Annotated in this window: 20 protein-coding genes; 10 read left to right on the top strand and 10 right to left on the bottom strand. The window is 63.6% G+C overall.

The annotated features are described in order from the left end of the window. The first annotated feature begins 58 nt into the window (after positions 1–58). Positions 59–1,312: a glycosyltransferase gene (locus BC443_RS01020; RefSeq protein WP_071229968.1), complete on the top strand. Its 1,254-nt coding sequence runs from the start codon at positions 59–61 to the stop codon at positions 1,310–1,312. A gap of 63 nt (positions 1,313–1,375) precedes the next feature. On the opposite strand, the gene BC443_RS01015 is transcribed toward BC443_RS01020, so the two are convergent. From BC443_RS01015 to BC443_RS00990, 6 genes are all read right to left on the bottom strand, one after another. Then, positions 1,376–3,094, bottom strand: a complete 1,719-nt coding sequence (locus tag BC443_RS01015; RefSeq protein ID WP_071229967.1) for an ABC transporter ATP-binding protein — start codon at positions 3,092–3,094, stop codon at positions 1,376–1,378. A gap of 36 nt (positions 3,095–3,130) precedes the next feature. Then, a complete protein-coding gene (locus BC443_RS01010) occupies positions 3,131–4,333 on the bottom strand; it encodes an aminotransferase class I/II-fold pyridoxal phosphate-dependent enzyme (protein ID WP_210766223.1) in 1,203 nt (400 codons plus the stop codon). Then, the gene (locus tag BC443_RS01005; protein ID WP_071229966.1) at positions 4,330–4,578 is read right to left on the bottom strand and encodes an acyl carrier protein; all 249 of its coding nucleotides are present in this window, start codon (positions 4,576–4,578) and stop codon (positions 4,330–4,332) included. The genes BC443_RS01010 and BC443_RS01005 overlap by 4 nt, the downstream gene beginning before the upstream one ends. Positions 4,579–4,649: 71 nt before the next feature. Beyond that, positions 4,650–5,579 (bottom strand): NAD-dependent epimerase/dehydratase family protein, encoded by a 930-nt coding sequence (locus BC443_RS01000; protein ID WP_210766222.1) that lies wholly within the window; start codon positions 5,577–5,579, stop codon positions 4,650–4,652. 10 nt (positions 5,580–5,589) lie between these two features. After that, positions 5,590–7,365: a fatty acyl-AMP ligase gene (locus tag BC443_RS00995; protein ID WP_071229964.1), complete on the bottom strand. Its 1,776-nt coding sequence runs from the start codon at positions 7,363–7,365 to the stop codon at positions 5,590–5,592. A 198-nt stretch (positions 7,366–7,563) separates the two neighbouring features. Next, entirely contained in the window at positions 7,564–8,016 is a 453-nt protein-coding gene (locus BC443_RS00990; protein WP_210766221.1) for an HIT family protein, read from the bottom strand. A 328-nt stretch (positions 8,017–8,344) separates the two neighbouring features. Here BC443_RS00990 and BC443_RS00985 point away from each other — a divergent pair, with 328 nt between their 5' ends. Both BC443_RS00985 and BC443_RS00980 read left to right on the top strand, forming a co-directional pair. Further along, on the top strand, positions 8,345–9,544 hold the full coding sequence (locus tag BC443_RS00985) for a hypothetical protein (RefSeq protein ID WP_204352986.1): 1,200 nt from the start codon (positions 8,345–8,347) through the stop codon (positions 9,542–9,544). Continuing rightward, entirely contained in the window at positions 9,528–10,334 is an 807-nt protein-coding gene (locus tag BC443_RS00980; RefSeq protein WP_071229962.1) for a nucleotidyltransferase family protein, read from the top strand. Before BC443_RS00985 ends, BC443_RS00980 begins: the two co-directional genes overlap by 17 nt. 60 nt (positions 10,335–10,394) lie before the next feature. Here the strand turns inward: BC443_RS00980 and BC443_RS00975 are convergent, their stop codons facing one another. Together BC443_RS00975 and BC443_RS00970 are read right to left on the bottom strand one after the other, a co-directional pair. Next, entirely contained in the window at positions 10,395–11,180 is a 786-nt protein-coding gene (locus tag BC443_RS00975) for a phosphocholine cytidylyltransferase family protein (protein ID WP_071229961.1), read from the bottom strand. Positions 11,181–11,475: 295 nt separating this feature from the next. Then, a complete protein-coding gene (locus BC443_RS00970; RefSeq protein ID WP_282097185.1) occupies positions 11,476–12,420 on the bottom strand; it encodes a metallophosphoesterase in 945 nt (314 codons plus the stop codon). Between the two features lie 88 nt (positions 12,421–12,508). Between BC443_RS00970 and BC443_RS00965 the strand changes: the two genes are divergently transcribed. The 7 genes from BC443_RS00965 (at position 12,509) to bfr (ending at position 17,892) form a co-directional block, all read left to right on the top strand. Beyond that, positions 12,509–13,714, top strand: a complete 1,206-nt coding sequence (locus BC443_RS00965) for a CDP-alcohol phosphatidyltransferase family protein (RefSeq protein WP_210766220.1) — start codon at positions 12,509–12,511, stop codon at positions 13,712–13,714. A gap of 10 nt (positions 13,715–13,724) precedes the next feature. Further along, a complete protein-coding gene (locus tag BC443_RS00960) occupies positions 13,725–14,717 on the top strand; it encodes a diacylglycerol kinase family protein (protein ID WP_071229959.1) in 993 nt (330 codons plus the stop codon). Positions 14,718–14,743: 26 nt separating this feature from the next. Then, a complete protein-coding gene (locus tag BC443_RS00955; protein ID WP_071230012.1) occupies positions 14,744–15,700 on the top strand; it encodes a hypothetical protein in 957 nt (318 codons plus the stop codon). A gap of 20 nt (positions 15,701–15,720) precedes the next feature. Next, positions 15,721–16,479, top strand: coding sequence for an aspartyl/asparaginyl beta-hydroxylase domain-containing protein (locus tag BC443_RS00950; RefSeq protein ID WP_083387136.1), 759 nt, complete (start codon positions 15,721–15,723; stop codon positions 16,477–16,479). Between the two features lie 126 nt (positions 16,480–16,605). Then, entirely contained in the window at positions 16,606–16,755 is a 150-nt protein-coding gene (locus BC443_RS18070; protein ID WP_170835831.1) for a hypothetical protein, read from the top strand. Between the two features lie 98 nt (positions 16,756–16,853). Next, complete coding sequence (locus tag BC443_RS00945; protein ID WP_071229958.1) at positions 16,854–17,057, top strand: bacterioferritin-associated ferredoxin; 204 nt, start codon at positions 16,854–16,856, stop codon at positions 17,055–17,057. Positions 17,058–17,409: 352 nt separating this feature from the next. Further along, positions 17,410–17,892 carry a bacterioferritin gene (gene bfr, locus BC443_RS00940; protein ID WP_071229957.1) on the top strand — a complete coding sequence of 161 codons (483 nt, stop codon included), beginning with the start codon at positions 17,410–17,412 and terminating at the stop codon, positions 17,890–17,892. Positions 17,893–17,991: 99 nt separating this feature from the next. Here the strand turns inward: bfr and BC443_RS00935 are convergent, their stop codons facing one another. Both BC443_RS00935 and purE read right to left on the bottom strand, forming a co-directional pair. Further along, on the bottom strand, positions 17,992–19,083 hold the full coding sequence (locus tag BC443_RS00935) for a 5-(carboxyamino)imidazole ribonucleotide synthase (protein ID WP_071229956.1): 1,092 nt from the start codon (positions 19,081–19,083) through the stop codon (positions 17,992–17,994). A gap of 2 nt (positions 19,084–19,085) precedes the next feature. After that, positions 19,086–19,586, bottom strand: coding sequence for a 5-(carboxyamino)imidazole ribonucleotide mutase (gene purE / locus BC443_RS00930; protein ID WP_071229955.1), 501 nt, complete (start codon positions 19,584–19,586; stop codon positions 19,086–19,088). Between the last annotated feature and the right edge of the window lie 35 nt (positions 19,587–19,621).

Here is a 19,621-nt window from a genome sequence, read left to right as displayed (position 1 = left end):
ACTACGATAAATCAAAAAGCAGCGTTGGCGCCGATTCGACCATGAGCCCGGTTTTTGCGTGACACAACAACTCCCCAGGATTGCCCTGCTATTGCCTTCGCTTGCTGCCGGTGGCGTAGGCCGTTCGATACTTCATCTGGCTGAAGCGTTTTGCGCTGCCGGCCATCCGGTGGATCTGGTGCTGTGTCGTGCCGAAGGCCCTTATCTATCGGCGATACCGGCAGGCGTCAACATCGTGACGCTCCAGCCACGGAGCGATCTAGTCACACGGCTGGAGCTCGTTCGCATGGACCCCGCCGGCCTCACTGCATTGGCGCGCCCGGTGCTGCTGACGCGGCATCCGGCGCCCGTCCAGCCCTATCTGGCCGATCTGGCTCGTTATCTGGCCAGCGTGCGCCCGGCGGCGCTGCTCGCCGCCAAGACGCCCACCAATCTGCTGGCGCTGTGGGCTCGGCGCTTGAGCGGCGCGCCCACCCGTGTCGTCATCAGCGAGCGTACTCAGCTTTCTCGGTCCATCATGCTCAGCCGCAAGTGGCGCTGGCGTCATATTGCGCCGCTGATCGCACGCACCTACCCACGGGCCGATGCGATCACTGCGGTTTCCGATGGTGTCGCCGATGATCTGGCGATTACCGCCGGGCTGCCGCGCGGCGCCATCGATACCGTCTACAATCCAGTGGTCACGCCGGGGTTGGCGGTCCGTGCCGCCGCGCCGGCACCGCATCCGTGGCTGGAGGATGATGGATCACCGGTCATTGTGGCGGCGGGGCGACTGGTGCCACAGAAGAACTTTACGTTGCTGCTGAACGCCTTCGCCCGGCTGCGTGAACAGCGTGCGGTGCGGTTGATAATCCTGGGCGAGGGGCCCGAGCGGCCCCGGCTTGAAACGCTGACCCATACGCTGGGAGTAAGTGGCGATGTGGCACTGCCCGGCTTCGTGGACAACCCCTATGCGGCCTTTTCCCGGGCGGCGCTGTTCGTGCTCTCTTCCGATTACGAAGGGCTAGGCAATGTCTTGATCGAGGCGCTGGCCTGCGGCTGCCCTGTGGTGAGCACGGACTGCCCCAGCGGTCCGACGGAAATCTTGCAGGGCGGGCGCTTTGGCGAACTGGTGCCGGTAGATGACATCGAGGCGCTGACCGCGGCCATGACGCGCACGCTCGATGCGCCGCTGCCGGCGGAGACGCTGCGCCGGCGCGGTGGCGAGTTCAGCCTGGAACGCAGCGCCAAGCGCTATCTGCAACTGCTGTTGCCGACCGAGTTTGCCCGGACAGAGAAACTGAACCCTGACGGAAAGGCGAGTTCAATGTGACGGCCAGCAGCGAAACGACGGCGCAAGGCATCCTATCCATGCCTACGCCGTCGTCGAATCGGTTCAGGCGGGTTGATATGCAAGATTGTTGTCGCCGATCTCGACCGCCACCAATTGCCCCCGTTCGAGCCGATAGACCCGGTCGGCGGCGCGCATCAGCGCCGGCTGGTGGGACACGGCGACGATGGTCAGTTCGCTCTTCAGGCCTTGCAGGGTCTTGCTGATCGCTGCCTCCGCTTCCATGTCGAGCGCGCTGGTCGCTTCATCGAGAATCAGCAGTTTGGGACGGTGGGCCAGGGCGCGGGCAATGACGATGCGCTGACGCTGACCGCCCGACAGTCGTGAACCGCGCTCGCCCACCGAAGCATGAATCCCCTCGGGCATCTGGCTGACGAATGCCCAGGCGTCGGCCTGGCGCAGGGCGCGTTCGGCGTCCGCCTCGGTCAGCGTGGGATCGCCGAGCGTCACGTTGGCGAGCACGCTGTCGTGCAGCAGCAGCGTCTCCTGCGGCACATAGCCGATCAGGCGGCGCCAGGCGAGCCGGTCGAGCCGGTCGATCGGTACACCGTCGATCCGCACCTGGCCGGCGCTGGGCTCGAGCAGCATGCACAGGATATCGAGCAGGGTGGTCTTGCCAGCGCCGGAGGGGCCGATCAGGGTAGTGAACGAGCGCGCCGGGAGGGTCAGGTCGGTCACGTTCAGGATTGCCTGGTCGCCGTAGTGGAAACGGACCTTCTCGAAGGTAATCTCACGCTCGAGGGTCGGGCGCAGATCACCGCTGACCGGCTCGGCATTGTCGCGTGCTGCCTGGACCGCGTCCTTCAACGCCCAGTAGGCGCTCTCCTGAGTCTGCATCTGCTGATAGCGCCGCTGCAGTTGGTTGAGCTGCATGACCACGCGCGCCAGCAGAAATACCATCACCATTACCGACGGCAGCGAAAGTCCCCACACGACGAGAGCCAGATAGAGACCCACTGCGATGAACAGCGTCAGGATCGGCTCTTGAATGGCCTTCATCCCCTCGCGAGCCAGTACCTGACGCTCCATCGCGCGGTTGAGCTTGTGGGTCTGGCGTTTGAGCAGGGCGTCGGCGACATCGTAGCGTGCCATCGCCTTGAGCGGCTTGACCGAGCCCAGCGTATCGGTGAGGCGCGAAAGCAGTTCGCGCATCAGCCGGGTCTGTTTCTTGCCAGCGCGCTTGGAGGCGCGGACCAGCCGATACAGCATGACAGACATCAGTACGCCAAGTCCGAGCGAAACCATCGTTGCCTGCCAGCCGATCATCAGTGCGACGATGGCATAAACGATGATCTGAATGAATAGCGAGATGGCGTTGGCGCAGTGCTCGTAGCCGGTCGCGGCGCGGGTGGCTTCGGTAGCCACCGAATTGGCCATGCCGCCGGCGGGCTGACGCAGGTAGTGCTCCCAGCGGCTTGCCAGCAGCGAATGGATAAGATCCAGGCGCAGATCGGTGGCGACCCGGGCGACGGTATAGCCGACCTGGCGGTTGGCCAGCAGGACCAGGGCACTCTTGACCGTCATGCCGATGACAATGATCGACAGGATTACGCCGACAGTGGTTGGTAACCCGATAGCGTCCATGACATCAAGCACTTTCTGTGAGAAGGCGTTAGGGTGCTCGTTCTGACCCAGCGCCACCGATAGCAGCGGTAACACCGTGGTCAAGCCGATTCCCTCGGCAATGCCCGCAAATAGCAAGCAGATCAACATCATGATCGTGCGTTGGGGATAGAGGCGAAAAAATGCAAAAAGCAGACGCATGTGCGATCCGTGGGCGGTCGTGACGACCGCCGGTGCTCACTCGGGCTCGTGATGGTCGAGCATGGGTTTCAAGGCGGCGAAGGCGGCGATGATCTGGTCGATCTGGGTCGTATCATGGGCTGCGCTGACGCTGATGCGCATCAGCGCCCGGCCGCCTGGCGTGGCTGGTGGCAGTACCAGATTGACATAGACGCCATGGTCGAGCAGCCCGTGCCAGAAGGCGACACCCTGCTGGGGCGACCCCAACAGGATGGCGACCACCGGGCCTGGCTCTGGCCCCAGTTCGAAGCCGAGCCGCGCCAGTCCGTGATACAGACGCTCGGCATTGGCCCATAGCCGCTGGCGGAGTTCACCTCGCGAATGGACGATCTGCAGGGCGGTGCGTACCGACGCGATCGTCGCCGGCGACGACGAGGCGGTGAAGATATACGGCCGGCTGGCGTAGCGGATCATGTCGAGTTGCGGGTGATGACTGGTGGCGAAGCCACCAATGGCTCCCAAGCTCTTGCTGAAAGTGCCGACCACGAAATCGACGTCGGCCTCGACGCCTTCGGCTTCGGCCAGGCCACGCCCATGGGCGCCCAGCACCCCCAGCGAGTGGGCCTCGTCGACCAGTAGGTAGCCCCCATGCCGGCGCTTGACGGCGACGATCTCGCGCAGCGGCGCCCGGTCCCCTAGCATGCTGTAGATGCCTTCAACCACGATCAAGGTATTGGCGGTGCGCTCGCCCAGACGGCGCAGGCGTTTCTCGAGATCACTGGCGTCATTGTGACGAAAGCGAATGATGTCAGCGCCGGTGAGGCGACAGGCATCGTAGATGCTAGCGTGGCAGTCGGCATCGAGCATGATGACGTCGTCGGGGCCGGCCAGAGTGCCTATCAGGCCGAGATTGGCCACGTAACCAGTGGAGAACACGACTGCGGAAGGGCGGGCGAAGAAACGCGCCAGCTCTTCCTCGAGGTGAACATGGCTGGCGTAGCTACCATTGGCCATGCGCGACCCGGTGGTGCCGGTGCCTTCGCGATCGAGTGCGTCGTGTGCCGCCGCGATGCAGTCGGGATCGAAAGTCAGTCCCAAGTAGTTATTGGTGCCGGCGAGGATCACCGACCTGCCGTCTACGCGGCCTTCGGTGGACGACAGGACTTCGTCGATGTGCGTGCCGATCGGGCTGGGTTTCGTCTGGATCAAGGCGTGGCGCGCATCGCTCAGGGACTGGAATTTATCAAACAGAGACATCATTGGCTCTCGAGCAGCTTATTGATCGCCTGGGCCAACTGGTCGGGCGTGCGGATATCGGCGAGGACGTTCAGGGGTACGGAGATATCGAATTCGTCTTCGGCATCCAGCATGAGGTCCATCACCTTGACCGAGTCGAGTCCCAGCTCGCTGACCAGGTCGATGTCGGGACGAAGATTGCTGTCCGGCGGCGCCAGGCGTTCGAGATGTACCATCAACCGCTCGAGAATCTGTTTGTGTTGGGTCATGCGTGCTATGCCCGTTGCTGGCGACGTGCGCCAGATCATTGTGATGAAAGAGTATGTCCGCAGGCAGTAAGTCAGTCCGCCGCCCACTGCCGGCGATCGCCAAGTGCCTGCTCCAGCGTAATCTGCGGTACCCATCCGGTCGCGCGGGTGAGCGGGCCATTATGGCATGTCCAGTCGTGATGTCTCAGCTCGCGGAACTTTCCAGGCGTGAGCATCGGCGAACGACGCAACCCACGCGCCAACACCAGGTTGACAAGCGCCATGCCGTGCAATACGCCGGCAGGAATCGGCAGGCGGCGTACCGGAGCACCGCGCGCGGTAGCGCCGATCGCGGCGATGCGCGGCCAAGTGTAGCCGTCCGGGTAGCCATCGTGAAGCTCGAAGGGACCGCCGTCGACGGGAGCACCAGCCGGGGAGTGACACAGCCAGGCCATCACTGCGGCCACCAGGTCGTCGACATGCAGAAACGACAGACGCGCCTCTTGCGGGCCGGCCGTCGGCAGCCAGCCGCGCATCAGCATCTCGAACAGGGGGTGTAACTCGCGATCCCCCGGTCCATAGACCGCCGTCGGGCGAAATACCGTCACTGCCGGCCGCGCTGACGACGCGACTCGTTGCTCGGCCTGGCGTTTGGAGGCGGCATACCAGGAGAGTTCGGGATGGCGCGCGGCCAGCGACGACATCAATAGCAGGCGGGCGCATTGCTGACGCTGCGCCACCTCGAATAGCCGACCGCTGCCCTCGACATTGATGCGATGGAACGTGGCGTGATTGGCACCGCGCACCGCGCCGGCGCAATGGATGACCGTGTCCGTCCCCTCGACCAACCGCTCGAGTGCCGCCGTGTCATCGAGCGACCCACTGATCCAGCGGATATGCGGACCTTCCGGTTCGGCTGGCATGCGCCGCGTCAAGGCACGCACTTGCACGCCATTCTTGACCAACCGGGCGAGCAGCCGGCGGCCGATGAAGCCGGTGGCTCCGGTAAGCGCGACACTCATGGCCATAGGATCAGGATGCAGCACCGGTCCCGACCGGCGACTCGGCTGGCGATGCCAGGCCCAGCGACTCGCGGCCCCCCTGCAGGTAACGTTTGGACGCTTCGCTGCGCGAAAGCTTGCCGGAAGACGTGCGCGGCAGCGAGCGCGGGGGCAGCAGGACGACCCGGCAGGCGACACCAAAATCGCTGCGTATCCGGCTGGTCAGCTCATTGATCAGTTCGTGTCGGCGTTGCGCGTCGCTGAGACGGCACTGGACCAACATCACAACCGCCTCCTCGTCGTCCGCTGCCGCCGTGAATGCGACCACATCGCCGTGCCGGACGCCATGGTAATGCCCGGCGAGATGCTCAAGATCCTCGGGCCAGATGTTGCGGCCGTTGACGAAGATCAGGTCGCGATGACGCCCGGTGATGAACAGCCCATCCGGGGTCAGGTAGCCCAGATCGCCGGTATCGAGCCAGCCGTTACGGAGCACCCGGTGAGTCTTTTCGGGATTCTGGAAATACCCCGACATGACGCTAGGGCCGCGCACGGTGACGCGACCCACCGCACGCTCGGGCAGGGGGTTGCCTTGCTGATCACGAATCACGATTTCATGGCCAGGCAGCGCGTGACCGCAGTTGACGAAGCTAGTGACAGCCATATCCCCACATGCCGATGCCAGGCGGGCGTGAGCATGATGCTCGAGATGGGCACGGTCGATGCGCTCGATGGCGATGCCCTGCCTGAGCGGCGCGAAGCTGACTGCCAAGGAACATTCCGCCAGACCGTAGCAGGGCAGAAAGGCCCGCGAATCGAAGCCGGCAGGCGCAAAGCATTCGGCGAAACGTTCTAGAACATCGGTACGTACCGGCTCTGCGCCGATGCCGGCGACACGCCAGCTCGACAGATCGAGGCGTTCGAGATCGCCGCTGCGCAGGCGGCGAGCGCAGATGTCGTAACCAAAAGGCGGCGCAAAGGCGATAGTGCCGCGATTGCGGCTGAGCAGGGTCAGCCACTGCATCGGTCGCATGGCGAATTCACGGGCACCGAGGTAATCCACCGACAGCTGTGATGCCATCGGTCCGAGAACGAAACCGACCAGCCCCATGTCATGGTAGAACGGCAACCACGAGACGCAACGATCGCCCGGGCGCACCCCCAGGCCGTGGGTGACGATCCCGCGCAGGTTGGCCATTACGGTGGCCTGGTCGATCATCACGCCGCGCGGAAAGCCGGTACTGCCCGAGGTGTACTGCAAATAGGCCAGCTCATCCGGACGCGAAGGCTCTAGAGCGTGCACATTGGCATCGAGCCTAAGAAATGCCTCGTCGCCCCCGCTGAACAGCAGATCGAGTTCGCTGCCGGCCTCCGCCAGGAAAGACTGCATCTCGGCGGGCGCAACCGCAACGCGAGCCTCGCAGCTGCGCAGCAGGCGCGCGAGGCGTTCGACATAACTGGCATGGTTGCCAAGGCTCATGTTGATCGGCAGCGGTACGGGAACGAAGCCCGCATACTGGCAACCGTAGAAGATCTCCATGAACAGTGGGCTGGTGTCGGCGATAATGGCCACCTTGTCGCCCCGTTTCAACCCCAGGCGACATAGACGGTAAGCCGCCGCCAGGGCGCGCTGACGCAGCTCGGCGTAGCGCAAGGGAGCGGTGAGGCGTCCGCGGCCATCGTGGAAGTTGTAGCCCGTCACACCCTGCGCGGCATAGTCGAGCGCTTCGGCCAGAGTGGTGAAATCGGCCAGCCGCTGGGGAAGCGGGTTCCGTGTTGACGTTTTGGTGATATAGAGTTCGGTCATTATTGAGGAGAGTCTCGATCATCGAAGCAGAGGGGGTTGTTATAAAGACAATGCGTAGCCGTTGGACACACCATAGTCAGTGGTAGTGTCCCGGATGGCCTTGACCGGCTCGATATACCTTTGTTTCTGCGCGCGGTGTGACACAGACCTTCGATCTGCCGGCGGCGATCCTGGAGGCTGCGGCATGTCATACAATGGTCATGCCCAATACTGCATGATCGTTGACTGTATCCGTGCATTGAGCGCAGCGTCGCTGGCATTGACGACATCCAGCCTGGGGGGGCCGGGCCAGCCGGCATCGGCGAAATCATGGCCATCGAACGTGCGTGGCGTCGCGTAGCGAGGGACCACATGAAAATGGACGTGAGGATCAACCATCATCAGCATCAGGTAATTGATCTTGTCGTAGGCAAAAGCCTGGCCCAGAGCGGCTTCGATGTCGGCAGTCACCTCGGCCAGCTCGGTGAATGCCTCGCGGGGCAGGTCGGGAAAGGCAGTTTCCGGTCCCTTGGCAATCAGCACCAGCGCGCCCACGGTCACTTGGGCCTCGCGAAACAGCACGCTCCAGTGGCGATAGTCATGCACGATATTGTCGGGAGCACCGAACTTCACCATCGTCGAGTTCGGCTCGGCTTGTGGTTGCGTATGCACGATCCTTGTCTCACCTTTGCTTGCCGTATACCGAGTATAACGAATAAAACCTTAATGACGGCTTAATATATCTAGCCATCTATCGAGAATCACCAGGCAACCTTTCTTCCTTTTTCATGGTAGTCGCAGACGCCTTTCATGGTAACCGCAGACGCCTTCGCGTTGCAGTGATGCGTGAAGATACCTATGATGCGGCATCCGATGCAAAATTCCTGAAGCGATCCGCTTGTCTGGCTACGGCTTTCGATCGCCTCCCATCCCGCCGAATTCCGTTGTCGCGCTGCATCATGCTGCTCGGTGTGAGGCGATGGCATGCTTAAGGCTTCACGTGAATAGTAACGCTCCTTCCGAAGTGCGTGTCTCTTCCGACACTCATCATCACGCCGCCCCCCGTCACTCGCCTGCCGAGATTGACGTCAGGCCGGTCAAAGGGCGCCGGGATCTGGCTACCTTCGTGCGTTTGCCGGGCGACCTGCTGCGGGATGATCCGCAATGGGTTGAACCGCTGCACCTGGAGCGACGCCTGCATCTGACCAAGAACCCGGCCTTCGACCATGTCACCTGGCAGGGGTTCATCGCCTGGTCTGGCGATAGACCGGTAGGGCGGATCAGTGCCCAGACTGACAGCCTCCACCGCCAGTATCACGGCGCTGATAGCGGCCATTTCGGCATGCTCGACGCCATCGACGACCCCGCCGTATTCGCGGCGCTGTTCACCGCTGCGGAGACCTGGCTGCGCGAGCGTGGCGCGCGGCACATAACCGGTCCCTACAACTTGACCATCAACGAGGAGTGCGGATTGCTGGTTGACGGTTTCGAGTGGCCGCCTTCGATGATGATGGGACATGCCGGGCGCTACTATGCCTCCCACGTCGAGGCGCAAGGCTATACGCCCGCCAAGGATCTGCTCGCCTATTGGATGTCGACACGTGGCGTGAATTTTACGCCAACGATGAGGCGCATGATCGATCGTCGGCGCGAACGAATTCACCTACGCCCCCTGCGTCGCGACCGCTTCGACGAAGAACTCGATATTCTACGCGACATTTTCAACGACGCCTGGGCAAAGAACTGGGGATTCGTACCGTTCACCGAAGCCGAATTTAACGAGTTGGGCACCAGCCTGAAGATGCTGGTGCCGCCGGAGTTGATCCAGATCGCCGAGATCGACGCCAAGCCCGTCGCGTTCATTGTCGGCTTGCCCAACCTCAACGAGGCGATCGCGCCACTGCACGGACGCTTGTGGCCGGTGGGTTGGCTGCGTCTGCTATGGCGACTCAAGGTGCGCAGGCCAAAGACCGGACGCGTGCCGCTGATGGGGGTACGCAGTGAATACCAGTTCAGTCGCCTCGGGCCGACGCTTGCCCTGGTGTTGATCGAGTCGATCCAGGCGTCGCTCATCCGCCATGGCATCGAAGCCGTGGAAATGTCCTGGATACTCGAGGACAACGCTGGCATGCGAAATATCCTCGAGCATATCGGAACCGACCTCTACAAACGTTACCGTCTCTATGAAAAGCATCTCTGAAGGGCAGATTGCGGCCGTGGTGCTGGCGGCGGATCGCGGCGCCGACGATCCGGTCACGCGGGAGGCCGGTGTCGCCTGCAAGGCGTTGACACCGGTCGCCGGTGTACCGATGCTGCGTCGCGTGTTCGGCGCGCTCGACGGCAGTGCGCGTATCGCGCGTATCTGTCTGGCCGGACCGTCGGCGGCGATCATCGAACACGATCCGGTGCTTGGCGAGCTGCTTGGCCGCGACGATGTGAGCTGGGTGGAGAATGCCGCGACGCCCAGCGCCAGCGTCGGCGCCGCCCTGCGGTCGCTGCCCGATGACGTGCCGGTCATGGTGACCACCGCCGATCATGCCCTGTTGACGCCGACCATCGTCACCGCGTTTGTCGGTCGCGCCCTGGCCAGCGATGGCGATTTCGTGGTGGGCGTGGCACGCCTGGAGACAGTGACGAGGCGCTTCCCCGATACGCGACGCACGGCGATACGGCTGTCCGACGGTCCCTACTGCGGCTGCAACCTGTTTGTCTTCACCACACCGCAAGGCCGCGCGCTCGCCGACTTCTGGCGCCAGGTCGAGCAGCAACGCAAGCGGCCCTGGCGGGTCATCGGCGGAGCGCTGGGCTGGGGGGCGGTGCTGCGTTACCTGCTCGGACGTCTGACGCTCGAGCAGGCCCTGGACAGGCTATCCCGCCGGCTCGGTATACGCATCCGGGCCGTAGTGCTGGATCACGCCGAGGCGGCCGTCGACGTGGACACGCCTGCCGACCGGCAACTGGTCGAAGCGATTCTCGCCGGCGAACGCTGATCGGCTAGGAGTCTGGCGGCGCTCGCAGAAGCCGACGGGTCCGAGAAGGAGAGAAGACGTTCAGCCGCGCGCGGCCTCCACCGCCGCGTCGCGGGTCTGCCAGCGAGTCACCAGATCGCGCGCCTGTTCGAGATCCTTGGGAAAGTCGAGTTCCGCCCAGCGCAACCCCTCGATGGACTGGACGAAGATGTTGCCGCTTGCCGCGAGTTCGTCAATCACGCTCAGATACCAGCGCTTGAGCGCCTCAGGGTCGTGCATGATACGTTCCAGCGTGTCGCGGAACAGCGCCGCGCCTGCGCCGCGGAAGGTCATCATGCCGATCGACTCGCCGTTTACCGTATCCAGATCGAGCGTCTTGCCGACCCGCACCAGGCGATCGCCGTGCAGGCTGACCTTCATGTCGTCGGCGTCATAGCGCGCCTTGCGGTCGATGGCCAGGGTGACCGGATGCTGCGGCGCCTCCAGCAAGCGTTCCACCACCGGCTGGTCGAACAGGGTATCGCCATTGAGCAGCAGGAAGTCTTCCCGCATCGCCTCGCGCGCCATCCAGCAGCTGGCCAAGTTATCGGCGACCTCATAGAAGGGGTTGAAGACGATATCGACCAGATCATCTGCATAGCGATCATGCAGGCATTGCGTCACTTGTTCGATGCCATAGCCGAGTACGACGGTGATCCGCTCGAAACCGGCGGCGAGCAGATGATCGATCTGATGTTCGATGACGGTCTTGTCGCCAAGGCGAATGAGGCACTTGGGACAATGTTCGGTATAAGGCAATAGACGTTTGCCCTGGCCGGCGCTGAGAAGGATGGCTTGGCGTGGCCGCGAAGGATTCGATTGCTGCATGGTGGGTCGATGTCTCGTCTGTATGGTGGTGTGCATGATGTGATGGTGTACATGAAGACCAGGGAGGCGGGCGCAGGCTCCATGGTACTGAGAGCCGAGTGTCTGAGAGCCGAGCATTACCTGCCTTTCGTTACGGCACTCGACTTTAGCAATTTTACCCTGCTCATTCACTTTTGAATGTATCATCTTGACCTGAACAAAGGCTTACCCGGTGGATGCAGTTTCTGAATGCAACGCGGTTATTGAGTCGAATCCCGTTTCAACCCGGCCTGCCGCTATCCGAATTCTTGGCGCATTACGGGACTGAAGCCCAGTGCCAAGTCGCGCTCGAACAGACGTGCAAGCGCCCGGCTTCACTCAGGGAGCGGTGCGTGGCCGTCAGGGTCCAGCGATCCACCTGGCGCGCGATGCGGAACAGCGTGTACCCGGCCGCCTTCGTCACGTCGTCGTTCGGCAGCAGCGAGGCCGAGGGCGCGCCGAACACCGCTGCCTGCCCGTGCGGCGTGGGCAGGCAGGCGTCCATGCGGCAATGGGCGTGACCGTGCAGGACTAGCTCGACGCCCGCGCGTGCCAGTACGCGACGCAGCGCCGGCGCATCGGTGAGGCGTTTGCGCCAGTTCACGGCGTTGTGCTGTAACGGATGATGGATCAACAGGATACGAAAGCGACCCTCGCGCCCCGCCCGGTGCAGACAGCGCTCCAGACGGACGAGCTGTGCATCACCAAGCGCGCCGGTAGCCAAGGGCCAGTGCGTGGGTATTGCCGTAGAGACGCCGATCAACGCGACCGGTCCACGATAGCGAACGAAGGGGAAGCGCGGCACAAGCGGTGCATCACTCGGCGCCGTTGCGTCGCCCATCGTTTCACGCATTTCATCATGCATGTAGTCACGCCACAGCCCGACGGTGCCGGCCCATGGCGCCGGCGCATAGGCGTCATGATTGCCGGGGACGACGGAGACGGCATGCGGTGCGCCCAGCGCTTGCAGCCACGTCAGCGCCTGGCGACATTCGGCAGGCGTGCCAAGATGCGTCAGGTCGCCGGTCACGGCAATGTGGTCGGGTGCCGCACCGCGCAGGTCGTCGACAAGCGCCGCCAGTACCTCCGCCCGATGCACGTGCCGGCGCTTGCGTCGCCAAGCCCAGTATCCTAAGGCACGCTTGTTGAACAACTCTTTCCATGGCGGCATGTCGAAAGAGGTCAGATGGGGGTCGGAGAGATGCGCCAGGCACAGCGACATATCTTGCCCAGCGAAAATCGGGGGTGCCTTCGTCGTCATCGGCATAATATAATCGCAGGATTTTGAAAGGAAAAGGATCATTGGTGGCATGATGACGATACGCGTGTATTTCGAAGAGGATTCGCCTGTCCAGTTATGGGGTCTGACGCCTCGTCAGCGGCTGGTGAAATCGCTGGCACCGCTGTCCAACGTGATCCTCGCGGATGACGCCACGTCCCCCGGGTCCGGCAGCGATCAGCCCGGCACCGATATCCTCGTTCTGCGCGCCGACTACATTTACGATCAACGCGTGCTGAATGGCCTGCTGGATAGCCAAACCGGGCAACTCGCGCTCACTGACCCCAGCGATGACAGCGTAGTCGCCGTACGGGCATGCGCCGATCAGTGGCCGCCGAATACGCGCCCCTCCCTGGCCAATGGGCCATTGTCGGCGTTGAAACGCTTGGCGCCTCCCGCCGTGGCCAGCAGCGAGCAGTCGAAACTGCGCAAGTTCGATACGCCCTGGGTGGCCCGGGTGTCGGCGTCGGCACGCCGACGTCTCGAAAACGCCCTGTTCAGTGCCGCCTACAAGGGCGTGACCGATCTCGTCACCAAATGGGCCTGGCCGCTGCCGGCACGCGCCGTCACCCGGCTATGCGTGCGCTGGGGGCTGCGGCCCAATCACGTGACGTCGCTGAGCTACGTGCTGGCGATCTTGGCCGGGGTGCTGTTCGGGTACGGCGAGTTCGGCGCCGGCCTGCTCGCCGGCTGGATCATGACCTTCCTCGATACGGTGGACGGCAAGCTGGCCCGCGTGACGTTGACGTCGAGCCGCTTCGGCAACGTTTTCGATCACGCCTTGGACCTGGTCCACCCGCCGTTGTGGTACATCGCCTGGGGCGTTGGTCTGGCCGCCGGCACTGCGGATGTGACGATGCTGTTGTGGCTGACCGTGATCGGCTATGTCGGCGGACGCTTGTGCGAGGGAGGGTTCAAGTTCGCGGCGCCATTCTCGATGTTCACCTGGCGCCCCTTCGACTCGGTCAACCGCCTGGTCACCGCGCGCCGCAACCCCAATCTGATCCTGTTGACGCTGGCCTGGTGGGCAGGCTTGCCCTATATCGGCCTGGTCCTGGTCACGCTCTGGACACTGCTCTCGACACTGGTCCTGGCGGTGCGCCTCGCGCAAGGGCTGCTGGCCCGCGCCAAGGGCGAGCCGCCTCGGGCCTGGCTATACAGCGACGACCCGCGCGCCGGACGCCATCCGCTGATGGTACGCTGGTTCACCTTTCCCGCCATCCGCTCGGGCGGGTAGGGTACCTCCGATGCTTCATCCCGCTGATCTCCCGCGCCGGGTTGGCGTATTGTGCAATCCGCACAGCGGGCGCAACCGCCGCCATCTGGAGGCGATCCGCCGCATTGCCGAGCAGCAGGCGGCGTTGTTCGTCTATCACGAGGCCACGACGCCGGAGGCGATTGTCGAGACGTTGCGTGCGTTTCATGCCGAACGTGTCGAACTGATAGCGGTGGTGGGGGGTGACGGCACGCTGCAGGCGGCCCTGACCGGCCTGCTGCGCGACCTGGCACTACCGGCCGAGACCTTGCCGAAGCTGCTGGTAATTGGCGGTGGCACGACCAACATGAGCGCCGCCGATCTCGGCACGCGCTGCCAGCCGCCTGTCGCGCTGACCAGGCTGGCGGCTTGGCTCGAACGCAGGGGCCCGGAGCCGCACTCCTGTTCCCGCCCCCTCGTGCGCCTGGCGCTGGGGCGCCCGGAGGCGGCGCAGTATGGTCTGTTCTTCGGTAGCGGCGCGATCCAGACCGGCGTCGACTACTTCAACAGCCGGGTACGTTGCGGTCCGGTAGCGGGCGCATGGGGGCCACGCCTGGCCTTCCTGCGGGTAATGGTGTCGATGCTGCGTGGCCGGCCCCATCCGCTGCTGCCTGCTGCGTCGTGCCGGCTGGTGCTGGATCGCGACGAGGTGCTGGAAGGCCGTTACCTGCTGGTACTGGTATCGACCCTCGAGCGGCTGCTGCTGGGCTCGCGACCGTTCTGGGGAGAACAGTCCGCGCCGCTGCATTTTACCGCCGTACGCTACCCACCGCGCGCTCTGTGGCGGCGCCTGCCGGCCATTCTGCGCGGGCGTGGCGGCCGCGCCGTACGCGACGGGGAAGGCTATGCCAGCCGCAACCTGACGTCGCTGCGTCTGGAGCTCGATGCAGGCGGCATCCTCGACGGTGAACGCTTCCGCGCCGAACCTGGCGAGGCCATCGAGCTATCGGCGACGCTGGCGATCGATTTTCTCGTCTTCCCATGATTTTCTCGTCCATCCTCCGAGGCCCCATGCGAACCCTCCATTTATCTCCGCCCGCGGCGCTGGTCGCTCAGGTGGCCGAACAGGCCGCCCGTCCGCAGCCTGAGGGGGTGGCACCGCTGGTGGCCCGCGTGCAGGAGCGTTTTGGTCAGGCTACCTGCGCGGTGCTCTTCTACGGCTCCTGCCTGCGTAGCCACGATCCGGGTGATGGCGTGGTCGATCTCTATGCGCTGGTCGACCGCTACGCCGCCGTCTACGATCGCCGTCTGCTGCGGCTGGTCAACGCCTGGCTGCCACCCAACGTGTTCTATCTCGAGGCACAGGATGCCCAGGGGCGGCGCCTGCGCGCCAAGTGCGCGGTCATCACCCTCGATGACTTCGCACAGGGAGCGACACGCTGGTTCGAAAGCTATCTGTGGGGGCGCTTCGCCCAGCCCTGTCGCCTGGCCTATTGCCGCGATGAAGTCACCCGGATGCGGGTGAACGACGCCTTGGCCGGGGCGGTGCTCGCGTTGTGGCGTGCCGCGCTGCCCTGTCTGCCGGACACCTTCGAGGCCGCCGAGGGCTGGCAGCAGGCCCTCGCGCTGAGTTACGGTGTCGAGCTGCGACCCGAAGGCGCATCGCGCCCGGCCTCGCTGCTGGCTGGACAGGAGGCGGAATACCGCGGGCGGCTGGCAGCGGCAGCCGAGGCGCTGCCCGGGCTGTCGGCGACCGGCAACGACCACTATCGCAATGTACTGGAAGCGGCACAGCGCCGCCGGGGACGACGCGTCTGGCGCTGGCGACGCCGACAGGGACATATCCTGCACATCGCCAGACTGATGAAGGCGGTTCTGACCTTTGAAAACGGTGTCGATTACATAGCCTGGAAGCTGGAACGCCACAGTGGCCGGCAAATTTCCGTCAATGACCGCTTGCGCCGCTATCCGTTGCTGTTCGGCTGGCCGCTACTGTGGCGGTTGCTGCGCGAGCGTGTGCTGCGCTGATATACGAGGAGACGAGCATCATGAAAGAGTCCTCACCCCCTCCAACTGAAGCAGGGCCTCCTGCCAAGCGCAGGAAGCCCTGGTACATCAAGACCGGGCGCAGGTTGCTGGTCTCGGTAGATCGCTTTATCGCCCGTCATTCCCGGGTAGGCGATCCCACCTTCTTCGATCCTGCCGAGTTTGCCTGGGTCAGTCCGCTGGAAGCCGAATGGCAGGCCATTCGTACGGAACTCGATGACATCCTGCGCGAGCGTGATGCGCTGCCAAATTTCCAGGACATTTCGCAGGACCAGGCACGCATCAGCCAGGATGATCGCTGGAAGACCTTCTTCTTCTACGGCTACGGTTATCGCATGGATGACAACTGCGCGCGTTGTCCCCAAACGACCCGCCTGATCGAAAGCGTGCCGGGAATGACGACCGCGTTCTTCTCGATCCTCGCACCCGGCAAGCACATCCCGCCGCATCGCGGCCCCTACAAGGGCGTGATGCGTTACCATCTGGGGCTGCGGGTACCGGAACCGCGCGAGCGTTGCCGCATCCGCGTCGGCGACGACACCGGCTACTGGCGGGAAGGCGGCAGTCTGCTGTTCGACGATACCTACGAGCACGAGGTGTGGAACGACACCGACGGCGTCAGGGTGGTGCTGTTTCTGGATGTCATGCGGCCTATGCGCTTCCCGGGCGCACTGGTCAACCGCTTGGTCTTCAATCTGATTCGCTTGTCGCCCTACGTGCAGCGCGCGCGCAGGAACCAGCAGCGCTGGTCGCAGCGCTAGCCTATGCCATGCTTGACGGTACCTGGGAGGGTATCGGCCGGACTGCGCTTTATCGACCGTCTTGACGAATTGATCGCTCTTGGCGAGATCTGGCCCGCCGGGCTTTGAGATTCCTTTGGCTATATCATGATGGCTGCCATGATCTGCGGTGTGCTGGTGCCAGTTGCCGTGCTGGTGCCAGTTGCCGTGCTGGTGCCAGTTGCCGTGCTGGTGCCAGTTGCCGTGCTGGTGCCAGTTGCCGTGCGGGTGCCGGGGGATGCGTCACGGATCTCCTGAACGATGGCGAAGTTGACCATGTTTTTTTCGCGGTTCGGTCTTGCGATTCATTATGAGAATAATTTACATTTCACTTCGTAATGCCAAGCGAGGTGTTTATGTACGTCTGTCTCTGTGTAGGGGTCACCGACCGCGATATCGAAAATGCCGTTTCGGACGGTGCCCGCAGCTGGCGCGAAGTCCGCGAGACGACCGGCTGTGCCGGCCAGTGCGGCAAGTGCGCCTGTACGGGCAAGAGCATCATGCGCGAGGCGATCAGCCAGGAACTGACGATGGATCCGGATCTCGCCTACGCGGTATGAGCTGGATTACGGAATGCTTTCCTAAGCCTGGCTTCGGGCATCGAACTAAATAGCTGTGAACGTCGAGCGTTGGTCGATATTTGTCTTCGCAGCTCGTAACTCGTAACTTCAGGACGCAAGTCATTATCAGCCGCGTTTTCATCTGCCAACGGCTTGCAGATGAGATCTTGTCGTAACCTACTGTAATAGTTGTCATTTATTCTCTCGCTGAGCGATACTGCCTCTATCGGATCGACGCTGCCGATTGTGGTAGCGTGGTCCAGACGGGAGAGCGTGGCCGGAACGTGCCTCCCCATCGCCAGAGACCAATCACTCGATGCGAATCGCTCGAGGCAATGAGGAGAATACGACAATGAAAGGCGACGCCAAGGTCATTTCCTATCTCAACACCGTGCTCGGCAACGAGCTGGTCGCGATCAACCAGTACTTTCTGCACAGCAAGATGTACAAGGACTGGGGCTTGAGCGTGCTGGCCAAGTGGGAGTACGAAGAATCCATCGAAGAGATGCAGCACGCCGACAGGCTGATCGAGCGCATCCTGTTCTTGGAAGGCATTCCCAACCTGCAGGATCTGGGCAAGCTGAACATCGGCGAGAACTGCCAGGAGATGCTCGAGAGCGATCTCAAGATCGAGCACAAGGCTCGCGCCGACCTGCAGGAAGCGATTCCCTACTGCGAATCCGTCCGCGACTACGTCAGCCGCGATCTGTTCATCAAGATCCTCGACGACGAAGAAGAGCACATCGACAAGCTCGAAGCGGAACTGGGCCTGATCGACAAGGTCGGCATCCAGAACTATCTGCAGAAGCACATGTTCACGACGGACAAGGAGTGAGGCGCGACGCCTGATCAGGCACGCACTTTACGCATACGCAAAAGCCCCGATGTCATCGACATCGGGGCTTTTTTGCTGTGGACCGCCGATTTTTCCGGCTCAGCCCAGCTCGTTGACCAGCAGTGCCTCGACGGCCTCGATGCGCTGGGTCAGCGTCTCGTCGTCGGCCGCGAGCACCGTGATGTGACCGATCTTGCGGCCGGGGCGGGGCGCCTTGCCGTAATCGTGCCAGCGGGTGCCGGGCAGAGCGAGCACGGCGTCGCGCTCGGGGAAGGCGCCGATCACGTTGAGCATCGCACACGGCGCCAGGCGTGCGGTCTCGCCCAGTGGCAGCCCGGCGATCGCGCGGACGTGGTTCTCGAACTGGCTGGTCACCGCGCCTTCGATGCTCCAGTGGCCGGAGTTATGCACTCGCGGGGCGATCTCGTTGGCGAGCAGCCCCGCCGCGGTGACGAAGAACTCGAACGCCATCACGCCGACATAGTCGAGCTCGTTCATCACCCGGCTGGCGTAGTCTTCCGCCTGTGCCTGCAGCGGATGGGAAACCTGCGGCACCGAGCAGTGCAGGATGCCCTGGCGATGCTCGTTGCGCACCACCGGCCAGTGGCGGATCTCGCCGTCACGGCCGCGCACGGCGATCACCGAGATCTCGTGATCGAAATCGATGAAGCCCTCGAGAATCAGCGGCACGCCGCCCAGCTCGTCGAACGTCCCGGCGACATCTTCCGGCGCGCGCAGCACCTTCTGGCCCTTGCCGTCGTAGCCCATCGTGCGGGTCTTGATCACCACCGGCAGGCCGATCTCGTCCACCGCGGTGTCGATATCGGCCTGGCTGTCGATCCGGGCGATCGGCGGCACGTCGATATCCAGCGAGCGGAACAGCGACTTCTCGAGCCAGCGATCCCGCGCCGTCGCCAGCGCCGAGGCGGGCGGATAGGCCGGGCGTTGTTCGGCCAGACGCTCGACGGCTTCGGCCGGGACGTTCTCGAATTCGAAAGTGATCGCGTCGCAGGTCGCGGTCAGCGTGCTCAGCGCCTGGGCATCCTGCCAGTCGGCCTGCAGGTGCTCTCCATGCGCAGCAGCACACGGCTCGGCGCCGGGATCGAGAAAGGTGAAACGCAGATCCAGCGGCGCGCCCGCCTGGGCAAGCATGCGCCCCAGTTGGCCGCCACCGACGATTCCGATACGCATAGTCACTCCTGGTCTTCGGGTCGAGGGTCGGGATTGTCGAGCACCTGCTGCGTCTGCTCGGCGCGGAAGGCTTCCAACGCCTCGCGGATGCGCTCGTCGTGGTTGGCCAGCATGGCGGCGGCGAGCAGGGCGGCGTTGATCGCGCCGGCACGGCCGATCGCCAGCGTCGCGGTGGGAATGCCGGCCGGCATCTGCACGATGGAAAGCAGCGAATCGACCCCGGAAAGGGTGCTCGACTTCACCGGCACGCCGAGCACCGGCAGCCGCGTCTTGGCGGCGCACATGCCCGGCAGATGGGCGGCGCCGCCGGCACCGGCGATGATCACTTCCAGGCCCCGGTCGGCGGAGGTTTCGGCGTACTCGAACAGCAGATCCGGCGTGCGGTGGGCGGAGACCACCCTGGTTTCATGCTCGATACCCAGCTTTTCCAGGGTCTCGACGGTATGGCAGAGAGTCGACCAGTCCGACTTCGAGCCCATGATCACGCCGACGCGTACGCTCATGCTTCCTCCCGTGGGAAATGGTTCGCCGGTCCTTG

The organism is Salinicola sp. MIT1003, from assembly GCF_001858555.1.
Lineage (GTDB): Bacteria > Pseudomonadota > Gammaproteobacteria > Pseudomonadales > Halomonadaceae > Salinicola > Salinicola salarius.
The sequence above is the reverse complement of the archived record's forward strand: the minus strand, read 5'-3'. Positions and strand labels throughout refer to the sequence as shown.

Coding starts and splice junctions, on each gene's coding strand:
- BC443_RS00980 (WP_071229962.1), top strand. CDS start 9,528: ATGAAAAGCATCTCTGAAGGGCAGATTGCGGCCGTGGTGCTGGCGGCG.
- BC443_RS01015 (WP_071229967.1), bottom strand. CDS start 3,094: ATGCGTCTGCTTTTTGCATTTTTTCGCCTCTATCCCCAACGCACGATC.
- BC443_RS01000 (WP_210766222.1), bottom strand. CDS start 5,579: ATGAGTGTCGCGCTTACCGGAGCCACCGGCTTCATCGGCCGCCGGCTG.
- BC443_RS18070 (WP_170835831.1), top strand. CDS start 16,606: ATGATGGCTGCCATGATCTGCGGTGTGCTGGTGCCAGTTGCCGTGCTG.
- BC443_RS00945 (WP_071229958.1), top strand. CDS start 16,854: ATGTACGTCTGTCTCTGTGTAGGGGTCACCGACCGCGATATCGAAAAT.
- BC443_RS01010 (WP_210766223.1), bottom strand. CDS start 4,333: ATGATGTCTCTGTTTGATAAATTCCAGTCCCTGAGCGATGCGCGCCAC.
- BC443_RS00935 (WP_071229956.1), bottom strand. CDS start 19,083: ATGCGTATCGGAATCGTCGGTGGCGGCCAACTGGGGCGCATGCTTGCC.
- BC443_RS01005 (WP_071229966.1), bottom strand. CDS start 4,578: ATGACCCAACACAAACAGATTCTCGAGCGGTTGATGGTACATCTCGAA.
- BC443_RS00975 (WP_071229961.1), bottom strand. CDS start 11,180: ATGCAGCAATCGAATCCTTCGCGGCCACGCCAAGCCATCCTTCTCAGC.
- BC443_RS00955 (WP_071230012.1), top strand. CDS start 14,744: ATGCGAACCCTCCATTTATCTCCGCCCGCGGCGCTGGTCGCTCAGGTG.
- bfr (WP_071229957.1), top strand. CDS start 17,410: ATGAAAGGCGACGCCAAGGTCATTTCCTATCTCAACACCGTGCTCGGC.
- BC443_RS00965 (WP_210766220.1), top strand. CDS start 12,509: ATGATGACGATACGCGTGTATTTCGAAGAGGATTCGCCTGTCCAGTTA.
- BC443_RS00960 (WP_071229959.1), top strand. CDS start 13,725: ATGCTTCATCCCGCTGATCTCCCGCGCCGGGTTGGCGTATTGTGCAAT.
- purE (WP_071229955.1), bottom strand. CDS start 19,586: ATGAGCGTACGCGTCGGCGTGATCATGGGCTCGAAGTCGGACTGGTCG.
- BC443_RS00950 (WP_083387136.1), top strand. CDS start 15,721: ATGAAAGAGTCCTCACCCCCTCCAACTGAAGCAGGGCCTCCTGCCAAG.
- BC443_RS00970 (WP_282097185.1), bottom strand. CDS start 12,420: ATGTCGCTGTGCCTGGCGCATCTCTCCGACCCCCATCTGACCTCTTTC.
- BC443_RS00995 (WP_071229964.1), bottom strand. CDS start 7,365: ATGACCGAACTCTATATCACCAAAACGTCAACACGGAACCCGCTTCCC.